The 20,058-nt window shown below is 69.6% G+C and carries 18 protein-coding genes; 14 read left to right on the top strand and 4 right to left on the bottom strand.

Features of this window, described 5'->3' with window-relative positions; genetic code table 11:
• The first annotated feature begins 1 nt into the window (after position 1).
• Complete coding sequence (locus tag IPG65_RS05165; RefSeq protein WP_293188194.1) at positions 2-2,206, top strand: glycosyltransferase family 41 protein; 2,205 nt, start codon at positions 2-4, stop codon at positions 2,204-2,206.
• 329 nt (positions 2,207-2,535) lie between these two features.
• Here the strand turns inward: IPG65_RS05165 and IPG65_RS05160 are convergent, their stop codons facing one another.
• Positions 2,536-3,294 carry a sulfite exporter TauE/SafE family protein gene (locus IPG65_RS05160; RefSeq protein WP_293188193.1) on the bottom strand — a complete coding sequence of 253 codons (759 nt, stop codon included), beginning with the start codon at positions 3,292-3,294 and terminating at the stop codon, positions 2,536-2,538.
• A gap of 60 nt (positions 3,295-3,354) precedes the next feature.
• Positions 3,355-3,834 (bottom strand): NUDIX hydrolase, encoded by a 480-nt coding sequence (locus tag IPG65_RS05155; protein WP_293188192.1) that lies wholly within the window; start codon positions 3,832-3,834, stop codon positions 3,355-3,357.
• 294 nt (positions 3,835-4,128) lie between these two features.
• On the opposite strand from IPG65_RS05155, the gene IPG65_RS05150 reads away from it, so the two are divergent.
• From IPG65_RS05150 to IPG65_RS05130, 5 genes are all read left to right on the top strand, one after another.
• Positions 4,129-4,962 carry a hypothetical protein gene (locus IPG65_RS05150; RefSeq protein ID WP_293188191.1) on the top strand — a complete coding sequence of 278 codons (834 nt, stop codon included), beginning with the start codon at positions 4,129-4,131 and terminating at the stop codon, positions 4,960-4,962.
• A 63-nt stretch (positions 4,963-5,025) separates the two neighbouring features.
• On the top strand, positions 5,026-6,630 hold the full coding sequence (locus tag IPG65_RS05145) for a Re/Si-specific NAD(P)(+) transhydrogenase subunit alpha (protein ID WP_293188190.1): 1,605 nt from the start codon (positions 5,026-5,028) through the stop codon (positions 6,628-6,630).
• A 27-nt stretch (positions 6,631-6,657) separates the two neighbouring features.
• On the top strand, positions 6,658-8,073 hold the full coding sequence (pntB, locus tag IPG65_RS05140) for a Re/Si-specific NAD(P)(+) transhydrogenase subunit beta (protein WP_293188189.1): 1,416 nt from the start codon (positions 6,658-6,660) through the stop codon (positions 8,071-8,073).
• Between the two features lie 107 nt (positions 8,074-8,180).
• Complete coding sequence (locus IPG65_RS05135; protein WP_293188188.1) at positions 8,181-9,863, top strand: long-chain-fatty-acid--CoA ligase; 1,683 nt, start codon at positions 8,181-8,183, stop codon at positions 9,861-9,863.
• A 75-nt stretch (positions 9,864-9,938) separates the two neighbouring features.
• A complete protein-coding gene (locus tag IPG65_RS05130) occupies positions 9,939-10,709 on the top strand; it encodes a 5'-methylthioadenosine/adenosylhomocysteine nucleosidase (RefSeq protein WP_293188187.1) in 771 nt (256 codons plus the stop codon).
• A 170-nt stretch (positions 10,710-10,879) separates the two neighbouring features.
• Here the strand turns inward: IPG65_RS05130 and corA are convergent, their stop codons facing one another.
• A complete protein-coding gene (gene corA / locus IPG65_RS05125) occupies positions 10,880-11,866 on the bottom strand; it encodes a magnesium/cobalt transporter CorA (RefSeq protein ID WP_293188186.1) in 987 nt (328 codons plus the stop codon).
• Between the two features lie 321 nt (positions 11,867-12,187).
• Between corA and raiA the strand changes: the two genes are divergently transcribed.
• From raiA to hprK, 3 genes are all read left to right on the top strand, one after another.
• The gene (raiA, locus tag IPG65_RS05120; RefSeq protein ID WP_293188185.1) at positions 12,188-12,517 is read left to right on the top strand and encodes a ribosome-associated translation inhibitor RaiA; all 330 of its coding nucleotides are present in this window, start codon (positions 12,188-12,190) and stop codon (positions 12,515-12,517) included.
• A 163-nt stretch (positions 12,518-12,680) separates the two neighbouring features.
• Positions 12,681-13,148 (top strand): PTS sugar transporter subunit IIA, encoded by a 468-nt coding sequence (locus IPG65_RS05115; protein ID WP_293188184.1) that lies wholly within the window; start codon positions 12,681-12,683, stop codon positions 13,146-13,148.
• 68 nt (positions 13,149-13,216) lie between these two features.
• Positions 13,217-14,167, top strand: coding sequence for an HPr(Ser) kinase/phosphatase (gene hprK, locus IPG65_RS05110; protein WP_293188183.1), 951 nt, complete (start codon positions 13,217-13,219; stop codon positions 14,165-14,167).
• A gap of 18 nt (positions 14,168-14,185) precedes the next feature.
• On the opposite strand, the gene fur is transcribed toward hprK, so the two are convergent.
• Entirely contained in the window at positions 14,186-14,611 is a 426-nt protein-coding gene (gene fur, locus IPG65_RS05105; RefSeq protein WP_293188182.1) for a ferric iron uptake transcriptional regulator, read from the bottom strand.
• Between the two features lie 84 nt (positions 14,612-14,695).
• On the opposite strand from fur, the gene bamE reads away from it, so the two are divergent.
• The 5 genes from bamE to leuS all read left to right on the top strand — a co-directional run bounded on the left by bamE (position 14,696) and on the right by leuS (position 20,056).
• Positions 14,696-15,241 carry an outer membrane protein assembly factor BamE gene (gene bamE, locus IPG65_RS05100; RefSeq protein WP_293188181.1) on the top strand — a complete coding sequence of 182 codons (546 nt, stop codon included), beginning with the start codon at positions 14,696-14,698 and terminating at the stop codon, positions 15,239-15,241.
• 52 nt (positions 15,242-15,293) lie between these two features.
• Positions 15,294-16,112, top strand: coding sequence for a 4-hydroxy-tetrahydrodipicolinate reductase (gene dapB, locus IPG65_RS05095; RefSeq protein WP_293188180.1), 819 nt, complete (start codon positions 15,294-15,296; stop codon positions 16,110-16,112).
• 22 nt (positions 16,113-16,134) lie between these two features.
• Entirely contained in the window at positions 16,135-16,776 is a 642-nt protein-coding gene (locus IPG65_RS05090; RefSeq protein ID WP_293188179.1) for a MotA/TolQ/ExbB proton channel family protein, read from the top strand.
• 10 nt (positions 16,777-16,786) lie between these two features.
• Positions 16,787-17,233: a biopolymer transporter ExbD gene (locus IPG65_RS05085; RefSeq protein WP_293188178.1), complete on the top strand. Its 447-nt coding sequence runs from the start codon at positions 16,787-16,789 to the stop codon at positions 17,231-17,233.
• Positions 17,234-17,335: 102 nt separating this feature from the next.
• Positions 17,336-20,056, top strand: a complete 2,721-nt coding sequence (leuS, locus tag IPG65_RS05080) for a leucine--tRNA ligase (RefSeq protein WP_293188177.1) — start codon at positions 17,336-17,338, stop codon at positions 20,054-20,056.
• The last annotated feature ends 2 nt before the right edge of the window (positions 20,057-20,058 follow it).

The raw sequence follows: 20,058 nt of genomic DNA, 5'->3' as shown, positions 1-20,058 counted from the left end.
CATGGCCCAGGATGGGCTCGGGCCCGCCGCGCAACTGCTCGCGCAGGGCCAGCCCGCGCGGGCCGAGGCGCTGGTGCGCCAGCAGCTGGAGCGCCGGCCCGACGACGCGCTGGGCTGGCAGCTGCTGGGCCTGATCCGCCTGACCCAGGGCGACGCCGCCCAGGCGCGGGCCGCGCTGGAGCGGTCGCTGGCGCTGGAGGGGCACAGCGCCCGCACGCTGTCCCTGTTGGGCGTGGCCTGCGCGCAGACCGGCGCGCCGGTGCAATCCATCGATTGCTTCGACCGAGCCGTGGCGCTGGCGCCGGATCAGGCGACGCTGTGGCATGACCGCGGCAAGGCGCTGTTCGAGGCCGGGCGCCTGGACGAGGCGCTGGCCAGCTTCGAGCGCACGCTGTCGCTCGCGCGCGGCCATGCGCACGCCTGGCTGAACCGCGGCAACGTGCTGCGCGACCTGGGCCGCATCGACGCCGCCCTGGCCAGCCTGCGGACGGCGGCGCGCCTGGCGCCGCGCGACCCGGTGGTGCTGCACGCGCTCGGCGAGACGCTGCAGCGGGCCCGGCACCACCCTGCGGCGCTGGACGCCTACGACCAGGCGCTGGCCTTGGCTCCGGGCAGCGACGGCCTGTGGGCCAGCCGGGGCGCCGTGCTGCTCGATCTGAAGCGCGCGGCCGACGCCGCCGAGGCCTTCGAGCGCGCCACGCGCCTGAACGCCGCCAGCGCGCGGGCGTGGATGGGGCATTCGCGCGCGCTGGGCGAGCTGGGCCGGCATGCGCAGGCGCTCGCCAGCCTGGAGCAGGCCGCGCGGCTGGACCCCGGCGATACGTCCGTCGCGTCCGCCCTCGTGTACCTGAAACAGCAATTGGCGCATTGGCCGGGCCTGCCCGCGCTGTGGGCGCAAGTGCTGGCGCAAGGGGACGAGGACCGCTCGGCCAACGCCTGCTGGCCCCTGCTGTCGCATCCGGGCGCTTCGGGCGCCGACCAACTGCGCGGCGGCCGGGCGTATGCACGCACCGCCCGCGCCGGCTTGGCGCCGCTGCCGGCCCTCGCCGCCCGCCCGCGCGCGGACGGGCGGCTGCGCGTCGGCTACCTGTCGGCCGATTTCCGGGACCACCCCATGGCTCACCTGATGGCCGGCGTGTTCGAGCGGCATGATCGCGCCGCGTTCGAGGTCGTCGGCATCGACGTGCACGGGCCGGGCGTGCCGGACTCGCCCATGCGCGCGCGGCTGCTGAAGGCCTTCGACCGCTTCGTCGACGCGGGCGACCCGTCCCTGCCGCGCGTGGTGAGCCAGGTGCGGGCGCTGGAGCTGGACATCCTGGTCGATCTCATGGGCGTGACGCGCCACGCCCGGCCCGAGCTGCTGCTGCACCGCCTCGCGCCCGTGCAGGTGGGTTACCTGGGCTACCCGGCCACCACCGGCATCGACGAGGTGGACTACATCCTGGGCGACCGCTGGGTCACGCCGGCGGCTGAGCAGGACAGCTTCTCCGAACGCATCGTCACCCTGCCCGACAGCTTCCAGGCCAACGACGACCGGCGCGCGGTGCCGGCGGCCACGCCGGCCCGCGGCGCGCTGGGCCTGCCCGAGGGCGCCTTCGTCTTCTGCTGCTTCAACAACACCTACAAGATCCTGCCGGACACCTTCGACGTCTGGATGCGGTTGCTGCGCGCCGTGCCGGGCAGCGTGCTGTGGCTGGTGGGCGACGGCGACGGCGACGCCGCCACCGGCCACTTCCGCGCCGAGGCGCGGGCTCGCGGCGTCGATCCCGGGCGCCTCGTGTTCGCCGGCCGCAAGCCCTACGCCCAGTACCTGGCCCAATACCGGCAGGCCGACCTGTTCCTCGACACCTTGCCGTTCAACGCCGGCACTACCGCCAGCGACGCGCTGTGGGCCGGGCTGCCGGTGCTGACCCAGGCCGGCCGCACCTTCGCCGGCCGCATGGCGGCCAGTCTGCTCGACGCCGCCGGCCTGCCGGAACTGATCACCCACAGCGCCGAGGACTACGAGGCGCTGGCGCTGCGCCTGGCCACCGAGCCGGCGCGGCTGCGGGCATTGCGCGGGCGCCTGGAGGCGGCGCGGTCCACCGCCCGCCTGTTCGACACGGCGCGCTTCACCCGGCACCTGGAGTCGGCGTTCCAGACCATGGCGCGCGCGCACCGCGAGGGTCGGCCGCCGGCGGCCTTCGCGGTCGCGCCCATCGATTGAACCTAGAAACGGCAGTTGACCGCATGTCACCCTCGGGAAAGCCGCGTGAGCATTGACCTCGACGGCTTCGATGACCTTCACCTTTCGGGTGAGAGCGCTACGCACCCGCCAGCACCGCGCTCGCCGCGCCATGCGGCGTTGCTCCTCCTTGCGCACAACAGTGCGCCGCGTCGTCTCCCTTGCAGGGCGCGGGCCGTCCAGAGGCCGGCCCCGTTCACGCCGTCCACAGGCGCGCAGGCGCCTGTGGAGCCGCGGCGTTCACCCTTGCCTGCCACGCCAATCACGGCACTGGCGGGCGCGTTCAACTGCCGTTTCTAGTTGAACGCGTTCTACGTCCGGGCGAAGAACACCGCGCTCATCACCACGCCCGTCACGATCACGATCGCGCGCACCCACGCCACCGGCAGGCGCCGGGCCAGGCGCGCGCCGGCGAAGCCGCCGAGGGTGGCGAACACGGCCATGAGCAGCGCCGGCTCCCACACGATGGCGCCGCCCAGGGCGAAGGCCGCCACCGACACCACCGAGAGCACGAAGGAGTTGAGGTTCTTGAGCGCGTTGACGGTGTTCAGGCGCTGCTCGCCGACCAGCAGGTACAGCGCCATCAGCAGGATGCCCAGCCCGCCGTTGAAGTAGCCACCGTACACCGCCACGGCCAGCAGGCCGGGCAGGCGCCAGCGCGCCAGCCGGCCGCCGCCTTCGCCGCCGGCCCAGCGCGCCAGCCGCGGGCCGGCGGCGAACAGCGCGGTGGCCAGCAGCAGCAGCCAGGGCACGACGCCGGCGAACACCTTCGCGGGCGTCACCAGCAGCAGCAGCGCGCCAGCCACGCCGCCCGCCGCGCTCAAGGCCACTTCGCGCGCCAGCAGCGCGCGCGGCAGCGCCGCCAGCTCCCGCCGGAAGCCGAGCGCGCCGCCCAGGTAGCCGGGGCAGACGGCCAGGGCGCTGGTGGCGTTGGCGGCGATCGGCGGCACGCCCGCCCACACCAGCGCCGGAAAGGTCAGAAACGTGCCGCCGCCGGCGATGGCGTTGAGCACACCGGCGCCGAAAGCGGCCAGTGACAGCACGGCCCAGGTCAGCAGGTCAGGCGTCATTCACTACTATATTAATAGCTGACGGCGCAATACTGGCGAGGACTAAAGGCCAATTTTTCTTCAAACACGCAGCGCCGAACCATCCACGTGCACCGCATCCAATGCGAAGCGCTGGCCGCGCAGGTGGTCCTCGACGCAGCGCCACACCAGCGGGCTGCGGTGGCGGTCCTGGCTGGCCTGCACCTCGCTCGGCGTCATCCACACGGTGCGCACGATGCCTTCGTCCAGGGCGTGGCCGAGCTCCGGCTCGCCGGCGCTGCCGCAGTAGGCGATGCGCAGCCAGGTGGTGGGCGTGCCGTCGCCGTCCGGCGACGCGGCCAGGTACACGCCGAGCAGCGCGGTCGGGGTGAAGCGGCGGCCGGTTTCCTCCAGCGCCTCGCGCGCGGCGCCGTCCTGGGGCGATTCGCCCGGCTCCAGGTGACCGGCGGGGGTGTTCAGGCGCAGGCCGGCGGCGGTGCGCTCTTCCACCAGCAGGTAGCGGCCGTCCTGCTCGATCAGCGCGGCCACGGTCACGCTGGGTTTCCATCGGGGTGCGTTCATGGGCGGCGATTATCCGCACGCGACAGGCCGCCGCGCCGGGCCCGGTCACAATGCCGAAGGCAGTGCTCCGGCTTTTGCTAAGCTCCCGGGCGATCGTGCAAGATAGCCGCGCGGCGCATCAAGCCCTGCCCGCAGACCAGCAACCCGACGAAAAGAGACAGATGCTGATGGGCATCCCCGCCGAAACGACCGAGAAGCGAGTCCTGGAAGGCGGCATCTTGGCCGTCTGCCGGATGGCTCATTGAGGGGCGGCGACGCGCGGGCGCACCTCTTCTTCAACCCAGCTGTATCCACATGAACGCACTTCCCAATCCAGGTTCCTGTTCCCGCGCTCCCTGGCGCGCGGCGTGGCTGGCGGCACCGCTGATGGCCGTGGCCGCCGTCCTGGCCAGCGGGTGCGCGGCGCCCGGCGCCGGCAGCCCAGCCGGGCCGGCTGCGACGGCGCAGGCCGCGCCGGTGATCACCGTGCCGCCCACCAGCGTGGGCACCTGGTACGACTTGGGCCACCTGCAGGCCCCCTGGCTGAGCGGCGACGCGGTGGTGCCCGTCGATGGCGTGAACACCCCCACCCGCGTCGCCGGACTGCGCCGAGAGGATGGGCGCTGGCTGGCCATCGTGATCGCGCAGGTGGCGCCCGCCGGCAACGCGTCCTGCCCGCAGCCCAACAGCCTGCACGTGGGCGGCGGCGCCAACGGCACCTGCCTGCGCCTGCGCCGCGACGCCGACTTCGACCGCTGGCTGGAGACGCAGCACGGCGTGCTGTACCGCTGGCTGGAAGGCCGCCAGCTCGACGCGCGCCCGCGCGCCTGGGTGAGCCACCGCGCGCCGTCCATCGAGACGCATGCACTGGTCGATCCGTCGCTGCTGGAGGCCACCACCCGGAACACCGCCGACTTCCTGGCCGCCGGCATGCCCGGCCAGCAGTGGGCGCAGCAGTTCGCCGCCGCCACGCGGGCTGCCGCCGGCGGCCCGCTCAGCGTGCCGCCGTTCCCCTTCGCGCCCCCCATCGCGCCCCCGGCGCCGCCGCAGCCTGCCGCCGCGCCCGCGCCGGCGCAGGCCACCCAGGTCACGCCGCCCGCGCCGCCGAGCCGCCCCCCGGTGCAGGCGCCGCGGCGTGACCGCGAATGACCGCACACCTTTTCCCGCTCCTGACTTCCCTGAACGAATCACCATCTCCGAGGAGACCCTCTCATGGAAACTAGTGCACCCCAGCCGGCCCAGCGCATTGGCGTGCCCCGGGAAACCTTCCCCGGCGAGAAGCGCGTGGCCACCGTGCCCGACGTCGTCGAGAAGCTGATCAAGCTCGGCTTCACCGTTGCCGTCGAATCGGGCGCTGGCGACGCCGCCAACTTCAGCGACGACGCCTACCGCGCCGCCGGGGCCGAGATCATCGACGGCGCCGCCGCGCTCTGGGCCGCATCCGACATCGTGTTCAAGGTGCGCCCGCCCAGCGAGGGCGAAGTGGGTCTGATGCGCGAGGGCGGCACCCTCATCGACTACATCTGGCCGGCGCAGAACCCCGCGCTGATGCAGCAGCTGGCCGACCGGAAAACCACCGTGCTGGCCATCGACTGCCTGCCGCGCACCCTGAGTCGCGCGCAGAAGATGGATGCGCTGACCTCCCAGGCCGGCGTCACCGGCTACCGCGCCGTCATCGAGGCGGCCAACGCCTTCGGCCGCTACTTCAACGGCCAGATCACGGCGGCGGGCAAGGTGCCCCCGGCCAAGGTGTTCATCGCCGGTGCCGGCGTGGCCGGCCTGGCGGCCATCGGCACGGCGGCCAACCTGGGCGCCATCGTGCGCGCCAACGACACGCGCGCCGAGGTGGCGGACCAGGTCAAGTCGCTGGGCGGCGAGTTCGTCAAGGTCGATTACGAGGAAGAAGGCTCCGGCGGCGGCGGCTACGCCAAGGTCATGAGCGAGGGCTTCCAGGCCGCGCAGCGCGCCATGTACGCGCAGCAGGCCAAGGACGCCGACATCATCATCACCACCGCGCTGATCCCCGGCAAGCCGGCGCCCAAGCTCATCACCGCCGAGATGGTGCAGAGCATGAAGCCGGGCAGCGTGATCGTCGACATGGCGGCCGAGCAGGGCGGCAACTGCGAGCTGACCGTGCCCGGCGAGGCCGTGGTGCGCCACGGCGTGACCATCGTCGGCTACACCGACCTGGCCTCGCGCCTGGCCAAGCAGTCGTCCACGCTGTACGCCACCAACCTGCTGCGCCTGACCGAGGAGCTGTGCAAGGCCAAGGACGGCGTGGCCGTGGTCAACATGGAGGACGACGCGATCCGTGGCCTGACGGTGGTCAACCATGGGGCCATCACCTGGCCCGCCCCGCCGCTCAAGCAGGCGCCCGCGCCGGCGCCCAAGGCGGCGGCGCCGGTGGCCGAGAAGAAGTCGGGCCACGGCCATGGCCCTGGCGCGCCGATGCCGGCCAAGACGGCGGCCATCATGTTCGCGGTGGCGGCCGTGGTGTTCTGGCTCATCGGCGCCTTCGCGCCGGCGGCCTTCCTGGGCCACTTCACGGTGTTCGTGCTGGCCTGCTTCATCGGCTACATGGTGGTGTGGAACGTCACGCCCGCGCTGCACACGCCGCTGATGAGCGTGACCAACGCCATCTCCAGCATCATCGCCATCGGCGCGCTGGTGCAGATCGCGCCGCCCGAGGCCGGCATGGACGGACGCCCCGACGGGCTGATCCGCTGGCTGGCCTTCGCCGCGCTGGTGCTCACGGCCGTCAACATGTTCGGCGGCTTTGCCGTGACGCGCCGCATGCTCGCCATGTTCCGCAAATAAGAACGACAACGACAAGGAAAGACGACCATGTCCTCAAGTCTCGCCACGGTGGCCTATCTCGGCGCCGCCATTCTGTTCATCCTCAGCCTGGGTGGCCTGTCCAGCCCCGAAAGCTCGCGCCGCGGCAACCTGTTCGGCATGGTCGGCATGGCGCTGGCCGTGCTGGCCACGGTGTTCGGCCCGCGCGTCAGCCCGTCCGGCATCGCCTGGATCGTGGTGGCGCTGGTGATCGGCGGCGGCGTCGGCCTGTACGCCGCCAAGGTCGTGAAGATGACCCAGATGCCCGAGTTGGTCGCGCTCATGCACAGCCTGGTGGGCCTGGCGGCCTGCCTGGTGGGCTTTGCCAGCTACGTTGACACATCGATCCAGCTCCAGGGCGCGGAAAAGGTCATCCACGAGGTGGAGATCTACGTCGGCATCCTCATCGGCGCGATCACCTTCTCGGGCTCGCTGATCGCGTTCGGCAAGCTCAACGGCCGCATCGGCGGCAAGCCGCTGCTGCTGCCGGGGCGCCACTGGCTCAACCTGGCCGCGCTGCTGGTGGTGATCTGGTTCGGGCGCGAGTTCCTGAACGCCCACGACGTGCAGTCCGGCATGCTGCCGCTGATCGTGATGACCGTCATCGCCCTGCTGTTCGGCGTGCACATGGTCATGGCCATCGGCGGCGCCGACATGCCGGTGGTGGTGTCCATGCTCAACAGCTACTCGGGCTGGGCGGCCGCGGCCACCGGCTTCATGCTCAGCAACGACCTGCTGATCGTCACCGGCGCGCTGGTGGGTTCGTCGGGCGCCATCCTGTCCTACATCATGTGCACGGCGATGAACCGCAACTTCATCAGCGTGATCGCCGGCGGCTTCGGCTCGGGCGCGCCCAAGAAGGCGGCCGGCGCCGGTGCCGCTGCCGAGCCCCAGGGCGAGGTGGTGCCCGTGAGCGCGCTGGAGACGGCCGAGATGCTGCGCGACGCCAAGAGCGTGATCATCGTGCCCGGCTACGGCATGGCGGTGGCGCAGGCCCAGCACACGGTCAACGAGATCACCAAGACCCTGCGCGAGAAGGGCGTGGACGTGCGCTTCGCCATCCACCCCGTGGCCGGCCGCATGCCCGGCCACATGAACGTGCTGCTGGCCGAGGCCAAGGTGCCCTACGACATCGTGATGGAGATGGACGAGATCAACGCCGACTTCCCCGAGGCCGACGTGGCCATGGTCATCGGCGCCAACGACATCGTGAACCCCAGCGCGCTGGACGACCCGGACAGCCCCATCGCCGGCATGCCGGTGCTGGAGGTGTGGAAGGCCAAGCACTCGATCGTGATGAAGCGCTCCATGGCGTCCGGTTATGCGGGGGTGGACAACCCGCTCTTCTACAAGGAGAACAACCGCATGCTGTTCGGCGACGCCAAGAAGATGCTCGACGAAGTGCTGGGCGCGCTCAAGGGCTGAGCGACTCCGCTTAGGGATATCCACTGCCGCGGGCCATCCGCCCCGCGGTCACAATGGGCGGCGCGAACCGCCCTTTTTCTTTTCGATTGCCCAAGGAGACTTTCCGCATGACCGACCGGATCTGGCTGAGCGGCTACCCCGATGGCGTACCCGCCGACATCGACGCGTCGCAGTATTCCTCGCTTGTCGCCCTCATCGAAGAGAGCTTCCGCAAATACGCGAACCGCCCCGCCTACACCTTCATGGGCAAGGACGTGACGTATGCCGAGACCGATGCCCAGAGCCGTGCGCTGGCGGCCTACCTGCAGGGCCTGGGGCTGGCGCGGGGCGACCGCGTCGCGCTGATGATGCCCAACGTGCCGCAGTACCCGGCGGCGGTGGCTGCCGTGCTGCGCGCCGGCTTCGTGGTGGTCAACGTCAACCCGATGTACACGTCGCGCGAGCTGGAGCACCAGCTCAAGGACTCCGGCGCCAAGGCCATCATCATCATCGAGAACTTCGCCGCCACGCTGCAGAAGTGCATCGCGCAAACGCCCGTCAAGCACGTGGTGCTGGCCGCCATGGGCGACCGCCTGGGGATGCTCAAGGGCGCCCTCGTCAACTACGTGGTGCGCAAGACCAAAAAGCTGGTGCCGCCCTTCAGCCTGCCCGGCGCCGTGCGCTACAACGACGCCATCGCCAAGGGCCAGGGCGGCGCCCTCGCCGCGCCCACGATCGGCCCCGACGACGTGGCGGTGCTGCAGTACACCGGCGGCACCACCGGCGTCAGCAAGGGCGCGGTGCTGCTGCACCGCAACCTGATCGCCAACGTGCTGCAGTCCGAGGCCTGGAACGCGCCCGTCATGAAGCGCATCCCCGCCGACGAGCAGCCCACCACCGTGTGCGCACTGCCGCTCTACCACATCTTCGCCTTCACCGTGGGCATGATGCTGTCCATGCGCATCGGCGGCAAGCTGATCCTGATCCCCAACCCGCGCGACTTGCCGGCGGTGCTCAAGGACCTGTCGAAGGAGACCATCCACAGCTTCCCCGCCGTCAACACGCTGTTCAACGGCCTGGCCAACCACCCCGACTTCGCCAGCGTCAACTGGAAGAACCTCAAGGTGTCCCTGGGCGGCGGCATGGCCGTGCAGCACGCGGTGGCCAAGCTCTGGCTGGAGAAGACCGGTTGCCCCATCGTCGAAGGCTACGGCCTGTCGGAGACCAGCCCCTCCGTCACCTGCAATCCGGTCACGTCGAAGCAGTTCACCGGCACCATCGGCCTGCCGCTGCCCAGCACCTACGTCAAGATCCTCGATGACGACGGGCGCGAGGTACCGCTGGGCGAGCCGGGCGAGATCGCCATCCAGGGCCCGCAGGTCATGGCCGGCTACTGGCAGCGCCCGGACGAGACCGCCAAGGTCATGACGGCCGACGGCTATTTCAAGACCGGCGACATCGGCGTCATGGACGAACGCGGCTACACCCGCATCGTGGACCGCAAGAAGGACATGATCCTGGTGAGCGGCTTCAACGTCTACCCCAACGAGATCGAGGACGTGGTGGCCGCCATGCCCGGCGTGATGGAAGTCGCCGCTGTCGGCGTGCCCGACGACAAGACCGGCGAGGCCGTGAAGCTGGTGCTGGTCAAGAAGGACCCGGATCTGACCGAGGAAGCCGTGCGCGCCTACTGCCGCGAGAACCTGACCGGCTACAAGCAGCCGCGCGTGATCGAGTTCCGCCAGGAGCTGCCCAAGACGCCCGTCGGCAAGGTGCTGCGGCGTGAGCTGCGCGACAAGCCAGCGCAGTGATGCGGACAGCCGCCGATTGCTATTTATTCAATAGCTGTTGGCGCTTGTTACACACGGGCTACCGGCTGTTTTGACTTGAAACCACCACCCCGCATCGGCATCATCGCCGCGCTCCACCAGGAGCTGGCCGCGGTGCTCGGCCGCCTGCCCGGCGAGCGGCGCGAGGTGGCGGCGGGGCGCGAGTTCCGGCGCGGCCATTGGCACGGGCATGAGCTGGTCGCCGTGCTCTCGCGCGTCGGCAAGGTGGCCGCGGCCACCACGGCCACGGTGCTGATCGAACGCTTCGGCGTCGACCGCATCGTCTTCACCGGCGCCGCCGGCGGGCTGGCCGAGGGCGTGGCGGTGGGCGACGTGGTCGTCGCCCGCGCCTTCCTGCAGCACGACCTGGACGCCTCGCCGCTGTTCCAGCGCCACGAGGTGCCGCTGTATGGCCGCGCGCGCTTCGGCACCGATCCCGCGCTGTCCGACGCCCTGGCCGCCGCGGCGCGCGCGGTGCTCGCGCAGCCCGCCAGCACGCTGGGCCCCGACGCCGTGCGCGAGTTCGCCCTGGGCGCGCCGGCGGTGCATGAAGGGCTGGTCGTCAGCGGCGACCGCTTCGTCGCCACCGGCGCCGAAAGCGCCGCGCTGCGCCAGGCGCTGCCCGACGCCCTGGCGGTCGAGATGGAGGGCGCCGCCGTTGCCCAGGTCTGCCACGACTACGGCGTGCCCTTCGCCGCGCTGCGCACCGTCTCCGACCGCGCCGACGACGCGGCGCACGTGGACTTCACCCGCTTCATCGACCAGGTCGCCAGCCGCTACAGCGCGGCGGTGCTGGAGCAGTATTTCAGATTGCTCCCAAAATCATAGCTATTGGCGCATATCCAGTGCCGGCTGGGGCCGTTTTTTCTTGAAACCGGTTTCCTTCGATCATCGCCAGGGCCAGCGCAGCGAAGCCCGTTCCAGTGCGGCCGGTCACCGGGCGCGCGCCCTTGAGGGGGAGGCGAAGCGGAACGAAGTCCGCGCAGCCACGGGGGTGATCATTTCAACCATCCGCGCCGGCGGAAGTACCACATGGGCAGCAGCGCGCTGGCGACCATCAGCGCGATCGCGTAGGGGTAGCCCCAGGACTGGTTCAGCTCCGGCATGTGGCGGAAGTTCATGCCGTAGATGCTGGCCACCAGCGTTGGCGGCAGCAGCGCCACGCTGGCCACCGAGAACAGCTTGATGATCCTGTTCTGGTTGATGTTGATGAAGCCGACGGTGGCGTCCATCAGGAAGTTGATCTTCTCGAACAGGAAGGCCGTGTGGCTGTCCAGCGAATCGATGTCGCGCAGGATCTGGCGCGCCTCCTCGAACTGCTCCGCGCCCAGCATCTTGCTGCGCATCAGGAAGCTCACCGCGCGGCGCGTGTCCATCACGTTGCGGCGAATACGCCCGTTCATGTCCTCCTGGCGCGCGATGGCCGCCAGCACCTCGCCGGCGACCTCGTCGCCCACGTTGCCGTCCAGCACCTTCTTGCTGGTCATCTCCAGGTCGTCGTAGATGCCCTCCAGCGTGTCGGCGCAGTACTCGGCATCGGCGTCGAAGAGCTTGAGCAGCACTTCCTTGGCGTCGGTCAGCAGGCCTGGCATGCGGCGTGCGCGCATGCGCAGCAGGCGGAAGGCCGGCACCGTCTCGTCATGGATCGAGAACAGCACGCCGTGGCTGCGCAGCTGCTCGTTCATCGTGTTCAGGATGAAGGCCACGCGCTCCTGGCGAGGCTCGTCGGGGTCGGCCACCAGGAAGTCGCTGCGGATGTGCAGCTCGCCGTTGTCTTCCTCGTAGAAGCGCGCCGACTCCTCGATGTCGTCGTCGATCGCGTCCTCTGGGATCGACAGGCCGTAGTATTGCTTGACCCAGCGCTTCTCCTCGGGCGTCGGCTCCTCCAGATCGACCCAGATCGGGCGGAACCTGGACAGCTCCTCCAGCGATTCGATCTCTTCCTGAAACAGCCGTCCGTTGGACAGCGTGAAGACGTTCAGCATGGCAAGGCTCCCTTCGGCGTGGGCGGGCGTCTGGCGGATGGGGGAGGAAGGCTTTCGGCCTCCCGCGCCAGCGTCCAAGGGAGGCGAAAGCTATCGACTCGGGACGGGTTCCAAGGCGGGCTTTCGGAGATCGTTGAAAACGGCGGCCATTATCGCATCGGGAGGTGGCCAAAGCATGACCGGCGGGATTGCGCTCGGCACCGATCGGGGGCATAGTGGATGCGCATGACCACTGGTGGGCATGTGGGGTTCCGGCCCCGTTTTATCGGCCGCCAGGCCTTCGCGCCGGGCGGCCTTCACCCTGAAGCAAGGAGGCTCTTCATGAACTTGACGATCAGCGGACACCACCTCGAAGTCACCCCGGCGCTGCGCAGCTACGTGACAGGCAAGCTGGATCGGATCACCCGACACTTCGACCAGGTGGTGGACGTCAAGGTACTGCTCACGGTCGAGAACCAGAAAGAGAAGGACCGAAGGCAGCGCGCCGAATGCAACATCCACGTCAGGGGCAATGACCTGTTCGCCGAGAGCGCGCACGAGGATCTGTACGCCGCCGTGGACGAACTGGTCGACAAGCTCGACCGCCAGGTGGTGCGCCACAAGGACAAGGTTCAGTCGCACGATCGTGCGGCCGCCAAGCATCTGATGTAGTATGGTGTAACAACAACGAGCGAAGACTGTAGACTCCAGTTTGCAAGCCGCACCGGCCCGACCGGGCGGCTTTCTTTTTCCGCTCGGCTCCTCCCGCGACGACTTGGTGAGCGGCCCGCCCACGGCGGCCGGGCGGCATCGGAGCATAATCCGCGTCCAAGCCATGAATCGTCTTGCATCCATTCTTCCTGCGTCGCAGGTGCTCGTCGGCGTCGATGCCACCAGCAAAAAACGCGCGTTCGAAGAGGCCGGCCTGTTGTTCGAGAACCTGCACGGCCTCTCGCGCGCCCTGATCACCGACAGTTTGTTCGCGCGCGAGCGCCTGGGCTCGACCGGGCTCGGGCACGGCGTGGCCATCCCGCACGGCCGCATCAAGGGCCTGAAGGCGCCGATGGCGGCGGTGTTGCAGCTGGCCCAGCCGATCGGCTTCGACGCGCCGGACGAGCAGCCGGTGGGGCTGCTGATCTTCCTGCTGGTGCCCGAGGCGGCGACGCAGAAGCACCTGGAAATCCTCTCCGAGATCGCCGAGCTGCTGAGCGACGCCGGCCTGCGCGAGCGCATCAAGGGCGCCGCGTCGGCCGAGTTGCTGCACGCGCTGATCGCCGACTGGCAATCGGCCCAGCCTGCCTGATCCGCGTCTTTGCCGGCCGGCGCGGCGCGATCGCGTAGACTGGCCGCGACACTTTTTCCGCGCCTGCCATGAAGCCCACCGTCATCAGCGCCGACGTGCTGTTCGAGGACCACCGCGCCGCCCTGCGCTGGCAGTGGATCGCGGGCCTGGGCGCGTCGGAGCGCCGCTTCGACGAGGTGGCGGTGCGCGCCGCGCGCTCGGGCGCCGACCTGGTGGGCTACCTCAACTACATCCACCCGTACCGGCTGCAGATCCTGGGCGAGCGCGAGATCGGCTACATCAGCGAATGCGCGCCCGAGGACGCGGCGCGCCGCATCTCGCGCATCGTCACGCTGGAGCCGCCGGTGCTGGTGCTGTGCGACGGCCAGACCGCGCCCGACGCGCTGGTGTCGATGTGCGAGCGCGCGCAGATCCCCATGTTCGCCACGCAGGAGTCGGCCGCCTTCGTCATCGACGTGCTGCGCGCCTACCTGTCCAAGCACTTCGCCGAGCGCACCACCATGCACGGCGTGTTCATGGACATCCTCGGGCTGGGCGTGCTGCTGACCGGAGAGTCCGGCCTGGGCAAGAGCGAACTCGGCCTGGAACTGATCTCCCGCGGCCATGGCCTGGTGGCCGACGACGCGGTAGACCTGTTCCGCATCAACCAGACCACCATCGAGGGCCGCTGCCCCGAGCTGCTGCAGAACCTGCTGGAGGTGCGCGGCATCGGCCTGCTCGACATCCGCGCCATCTTCGGCGAGACGGCGGTGCGCCGCAAGATGCGGCTGCGCCTGATCGTGCACCTGGTGCGGCGCGAGACGCTGGAGCGCGACTACGAGCGCCTGCCCTACGAGCCGCTGACGCAGGAGGTGCTGGGCGTGCCGATCCAGAAGGCCGTCATCCAGGTGGTGGCCGGCCGCAACATCGCCGTGCTGGTGGAGGCGGCGGTGCGCAACCACATCCTGCAGCTGCGCGGCATCGACACCTACCAGGAATTCGTCCAGCGCCACCGCGACGCGATGGCCCGCGGCGGCTGAGCGTCCCGGGGCAAGGAGTTACCTGCCCCGCTCCTTGGCGCAATGGGCGCACAGGCCGTACAGCGACATCGCGTGGTCCTGCAGCACCCAGTGCTTGGCCTCGGCCACGGCGGCTTGGCGCTTTTCGATCTCGGCGTCGTAGAACTCCTCCACCCGGCCGCAGCGCAGGCAGACCAAGTGGTCGTGGTGCTGCTCCTCGCGCAACTCGTACACCGCCTTGCCGGCCTCGAAGTGGTTGCGGCTGAGGATGCCGGCGTGCTCGAACTGCATCAGCACCCGGTACACCGTGGCCAGGCCGATGTCCGACTGCTCGGCCAGCAGCAGGCGGTACACGTCCTCGGCGGTCATGTGGCGCCGATCGGCCTTCTGGAAGATTTCCAGAATCTTCAGCCGCGGCAGGGTCGCCTTCAGGCCGGTGCTCTTGAGTTCGTCGATGGTGTCCATGCGCGGTAGAGGCAGCGCAGCGCGCGGTAGGGCGCCGCTACAATGTCCGGCCGTATTGTGCATGAGCCAGGACCGATGTCAGCAATGTTCCGAACCCATGCCCGCGTGACCTGCCGGGTCATGCTGGCCGTGCTGGTGGCTGGATTGGCCGCCTGCGGCAGCTTCAATCAGGCCACCCGCAGCCTGGCCGACGTCATCACCTTCTACAAGCCCGAGGTGGTGCAGGGCAATTTCGTGTCCAAGGAGCAGGTGGCCGCACTGCAGCCGGGGATGACGCGCCTGCAGGTGCGCGACGTCCTGGGCACGCCGCTGATGACCAGCCTGTTCCACGGCGACCGCTGGGACTACGTCTTCACCCTCAAGCGCCAGGGCGTCGAGCCGCAGCACTACCGCCTGACTGTGTTCTTCCAGGGCGATGCGCTGGAGCGCTTCGAGGGCGACGACATGCCCAGCGAGAGCGAGTTCGTCCAGCGCATCGGCCGCGAGCGCAAGATCAAGGTGCCGCAGCTCGAAGCCACCGAGGAGCAACTGGCCAAGTTCCCCGTCGCCGGCGCCAGCGCGCCGGAGGCGTCCGCCTCCGCGCCGCCGCCGCCCGCCGGCAGCTACCCGCCGCTCGAAGCCGCGCGCTAGAGCGCGGCGCCACGCCGCCCGCGCGGCCTTATTCCCTGCTTGCCGAGCCGACATGACCGCTTCCACCGCACCGCACCGCGTCGCCATCGCCGGCGCCACCGGCCGCATGGGCCAGATGCTGATCGAGGCGGTGCGCGCCTCGGGCGACTGCCGGCTGGCCGGCGCGCTGGACCGCGACGGCAGCCCCGCGCTGGGCCAGGACGCCGGCGCCTTCGCCGGCTGGGCCAGCGGCGTATCCGTCACCGCCGACCTGGCCGCCGGCCTGAAGGACGCGCACTGCCTGATCGACTTCACCCGCCCCGAGGCGACCATGGCGCACCTGGCGGCCTGCCGCGCCGCCGGGGTGGCGCTGGTGATCGGCACCACCGGCTTCTCCGACGCGCAGAAGGCCGAGATCGCCGCCGCCGCCCGGGACATCGCCATCGTCATGGCGCCCAACATGAGCGTGGGCGTCAACGTCACATTCAAGCTGCTGGAGATGGCCGCCCAGGCGCTGTCCACCGGCTACGACATCGAGATCATCGAGGCGCACCACCGCCACAAGGTGGATGCGCCCTCGGGCACCGCGCTGAAGATGGGCGAGGTGATCGCCGCCGCGCTGGGCCGCGACCTGAAGGACTGCGCGGTGTACGCGCGCGAGGGCATCACCGGCGAGCGCGACCCGTCCACCATCGGCTTCGCCGCCATCCGCGGCGGAGACATCGTGGGCGACCACACGGTGCTGTTCGCCGGCACCGGCGAGCGCATCGAAATCAGTCACAAGTCCTCCAGCCGCGCCGGCTATGCTCAGGGCAGCCTGCGCGCGGTGCGCTTCGTGGCCGGCAAGTCCGCCGGCCTGTACGACATGGCCGACGTGCTGAACTTGCGCTGAATCCTTCCCTCCCGACCCCTTCATGAACCTGCAACAAGTCTTCGCGCAGAGCGACGCCATCGGCAAGGCCGTGGCGCTGCTGCTGCTGCTCATGTCCATCGCCAGCTGGGTGGTGATCGTGTGGAAAGCCTGGATGCTGCGCCGCGCCGGCGGCGACGTGGTGCGCAGCGTGGCCGCGTTCTGGCAGGCGCCGTCGGTGGACGACGCGGCCGCGCGCGTGGGCGGCTTCGACCGCGGCGCGCTGGTGCTGCCGCTGATCCAGGCCACGCAGGCGCCCGCCGGCGGCACGCTGGCGGCGGCGGGCGACCGCGCGCAGCAGCTCACGCGCGTGCTGCGCGACGCGCTGCACGCCATCATGGGGCGGCTGACCTTCGGCCAGGTGCTCCTGGCCACCATCGGCTCCACCGCGCCCTTCGTCGGGCTGCTGGGCACCGTCTGGGGCATCTACCACGCGCTCACCAGCATCGCCGGCTCGGGCCAGATCTCCATCGACCGCGTCGCCGGCCCGGTGGGCGAGGCGCTGATCATGACCGCCGCCGGCTTGGCCGTGGCCATCCCCGCCGTGCTGGCCTACAACTGGTTCGGGCGCATCATCGGCCGCATCGAGGCCGAGCTGGAAGGCTTCGCGCGCGACTTGCGCGAGCTGCTCTCGCACAAGTCCTGAAGGAGCTGACGTGGCGTTTGGCAGGCTGGAGCGCACCAAGGGCAGCGAGCCCATGAGCGACATCAACGTCACGCCGCTGGTGGACGTGATGCTGGTGCTGGTGGTGATCTTCATCATCACCGCGCCGCTGCTGGCCAGCTCGATACGGCTCGACCTGCCCAAGACCGACGCCGCCAAGCCGGGCGAGCCGCCCAAGTTCGTCACCCTGGTGGTCAACCAGGGCGGGCAGGCCTTTTTCAACGATCGCCCGGTCACCCAGGGCGAGCTGGCCACCGCGCTGCGGCTGGCGGCCCAGGACAACCCCGAGACCGAGGTACAGCTGCGCGCCGACCAGGGCGTGCCCTACGGCCGCGTGGTCGAGGTCATGGGCGAGGCGCAGAAGGCCGGCCTGAACCGCATCGGCTTCGTCGCCGAAGCGCCTGCGGCCGCCACCCCGGCCGCGCCGGCCTCGCGCTGACGGATTTCGTGCGTTTTCTGGCTTCAGCCCGCATGGGTATTGCGCCATTAGCTATTAAATAGATAGTATCAGGTGGCCTTCGAGCCGCCTACAATTTGCCCCATGCAAGACAAATACAACCACCTGGAGGTCGAGGCCGCCGCCCAGGCCCACTGGCGCGCGCGCGACGCCTACCGCGTGACCGAGGGCGCCGGCAAGCCCAAGTACTACGCCTGCTCCATGCTGCCCTACCCCAGCGGCAAGCTGCACATGGGCCACGTGCGCAACTACACCATCAACGACATGCTGGCGCGCAGCCTGCGCATGAAGGGCTACAACGTCCTCATGCCCATGGGCTGGGACGCCTTCGGCCTGCCGGCCGAGAACGCTGCGCTGAAGAACAGCGTGCCGCCCGCGAAGTGGACCTACGACAACATCGCCCACATGAAGGGCCAGATGCAGGCGATGGGACTGGCCATCGACTGGAGCCGCGAGATCGCTACCTGCGACGCCAGCTACTACCGGTGGAACCAGTGGCTGTTCCTGAAGATGCTCGAAAAGGGCATCGCCTACCGCAAGACCCAGATCGTCAACTGGGACCCGGTGGACCAGACCGTGCTGGCCAACGAGCAGGTCATCGACGGCAAGGGCTGGCGCACCGGCGCCGTGGTCGAAAAGCGCGAGATCCCCGGCTACTACCTCAAGATCACCGACTACGCGCAGGAACTGCTCGACCACGTGCAGATCGGCAACCCCAAGGCCACGCTCGACGGCTGGCCTGACCGCGTGCGCCTGATGCAGGAGAACTGGATCGGCAAGAGCGAGGGCGTGCGCTTCGCCTTCACGCACGACATCCGCGGCGATGACGGCCAGCTCGTCGGCGCCTCGGCGGACACGCTCGAGGGCGAGCGCGGCCGCATGTACGTCTTCACCACGCGCGCCGACACCATCATGGGCGTCACCTTCTGCGCCGTGGCGCCCGAGCACCCGCTGGCCACGCACGCCGCGCGCGCCAACCCCGAGCTGGCCGCCTTCATCGAGCGCTGCAAGCAGGGCGGCACCACCGAGGCCGAGCTGGCCCTCAAGGACAAGGAAGGCATGCCCACCGGCCTCACGGTGACGCACCCGCTCACTGGCGCGCCCGTGCCGCTGTGGGTCGGCAACTACGTCCTCATGAGCTACGGCGACGGCGCCGTCATGGGCGTGCCCGCGCACGACGAGCGCGACTTCGCCTTCGCGCTGAAGTACGGCCTGCCGATCCAGCAGGTGGTGCACGTCGACAAGCAGCACTACAACTACACCCAGTGGCAGGACTGGTACGCCGACAAGCAGCGCGGCGTGACCATCAACTCCGACAGCTTCAGCGGCATGTCGTACCAGGAGGCGGTCGATGCCGTCGCCCACGCGCTGCAGCAGAAGGGCCTGGGCGCCAGGCAGACCACCTGGCGCCTGCGCGACTGGGGCATCTCGCGCCAGCGCTACTGGGGCACGCCCATCCCCATCATCCACTGCGATTCTTGCGGCGCCGTGCCCGTGCCCAAGCAGGATCTGCCCGTGGTGTTGCCGCAGGACCTGGTGCCCGACGGCAGCGGCAACCCCTTAACCAAGTGCGCGGCGTTCCTGAAGGTCGACTGCCCCCGCTGCGGCCAGAGCGCGCGGCGCGAGACCGACACCATGGACACCTTCGTGGACTCGTCCTGGTACTTCATGCGCTACTGCGATCCGGCCGACGAGCAGGCCATGGTCGCCGAGGGCGCGCGCTACTGGATGCCGATGGACCAGTACATCGGCGGTATCGAGCACGCCATCCTCCACCTGCTGTACGCGCGCTTCTGGACCAAGGTGATGCGCGACCTGGGGCTGGTGGCCATCGACGAGCCCTTCACCCGCCTGCTGACGCAGGGCATGGTGCTCAACCACATCTACTCGCGCAGGAGCGAGAAGGGCGGCATTGAGTACTTCTGGCCCCACGACATCGAGCCCGTGCTGGACGAAGGCGGCCACCAGGTCGGCGCCAAGCTGAACAAGGCCGTGGGCGGCCTGCCCGCCGGCACGCCGATCGACTACGAGGGCGTGGGCACCATGTCCAAGTCCAAGAACAACGGCGTCGATCCGCAGCAGTTGATCGACAAGTACGGCGCCGACACCGCGCGCCTGTACACCATGTTCACCGCCCCGCCCGAGGCCACGCTGGAGTGGAACGACGCGGCGGTGGAGGGCAGTTATCGCTTCCTGCGCCGGATGTGGAATTTCGGTGCCAAGCTGAATGCTATTAAAAATATAGCGAAAAGCGCACTATTGGTGAGGGCTTCAGGCCAAAATGGCATTGAACTCGGCAAATCCGCCAAGGCCTTGCGCCACGAGATCCACACCGTGCTGGGCCAGATCGACTACGACTACCAGCGCCTGCAGTACAACACCGTCGTCTCCGGCGCGATGAAGATGCTCAATGCCCTGGAGGGCTTCCAGCCCGACGGCTCGCGCGGCGACCACGCGGCGCTGGCCGAGGGCTTCTCCAAGCTGCTGCGCGTGCTCTACCCCGTCACGCCGCACGTCACGCAGGCGCTGTGGCAGGCGCTGGGCTTCGCCGGCGCACAGGGGGAGCTGCTCGACGCCCCCTGGCCGCAGGTCGATCCCGAGGCACTCAAGCAGGACGAGATCGAGCTGGTGCTGCAGGTCAACGGCAAACTGCGCGGCGCCATCAAGGTGCCCGCGTCCGCCAGCAAGGATGAGATCGAGCAGGCCGCGCTGGCCAGCGACGCCTTCCTCAAGCACAGCGGCGGCGGCGCCATCCGCAAAGTCGTGGTGGTGCCGGGGCGCCTGGTCAACGTGGTGGTAGGCTGAAC

This window comes from Ottowia sp., assembly GCF_016703145.1.
In the GTDB taxonomy this organism is placed as follows: domain Bacteria; phylum Pseudomonadota; class Gammaproteobacteria; order Burkholderiales; family Burkholderiaceae_C; genus Ottowia.
This window is presented reverse-complemented; position numbering and strand designations above follow the sequence as displayed.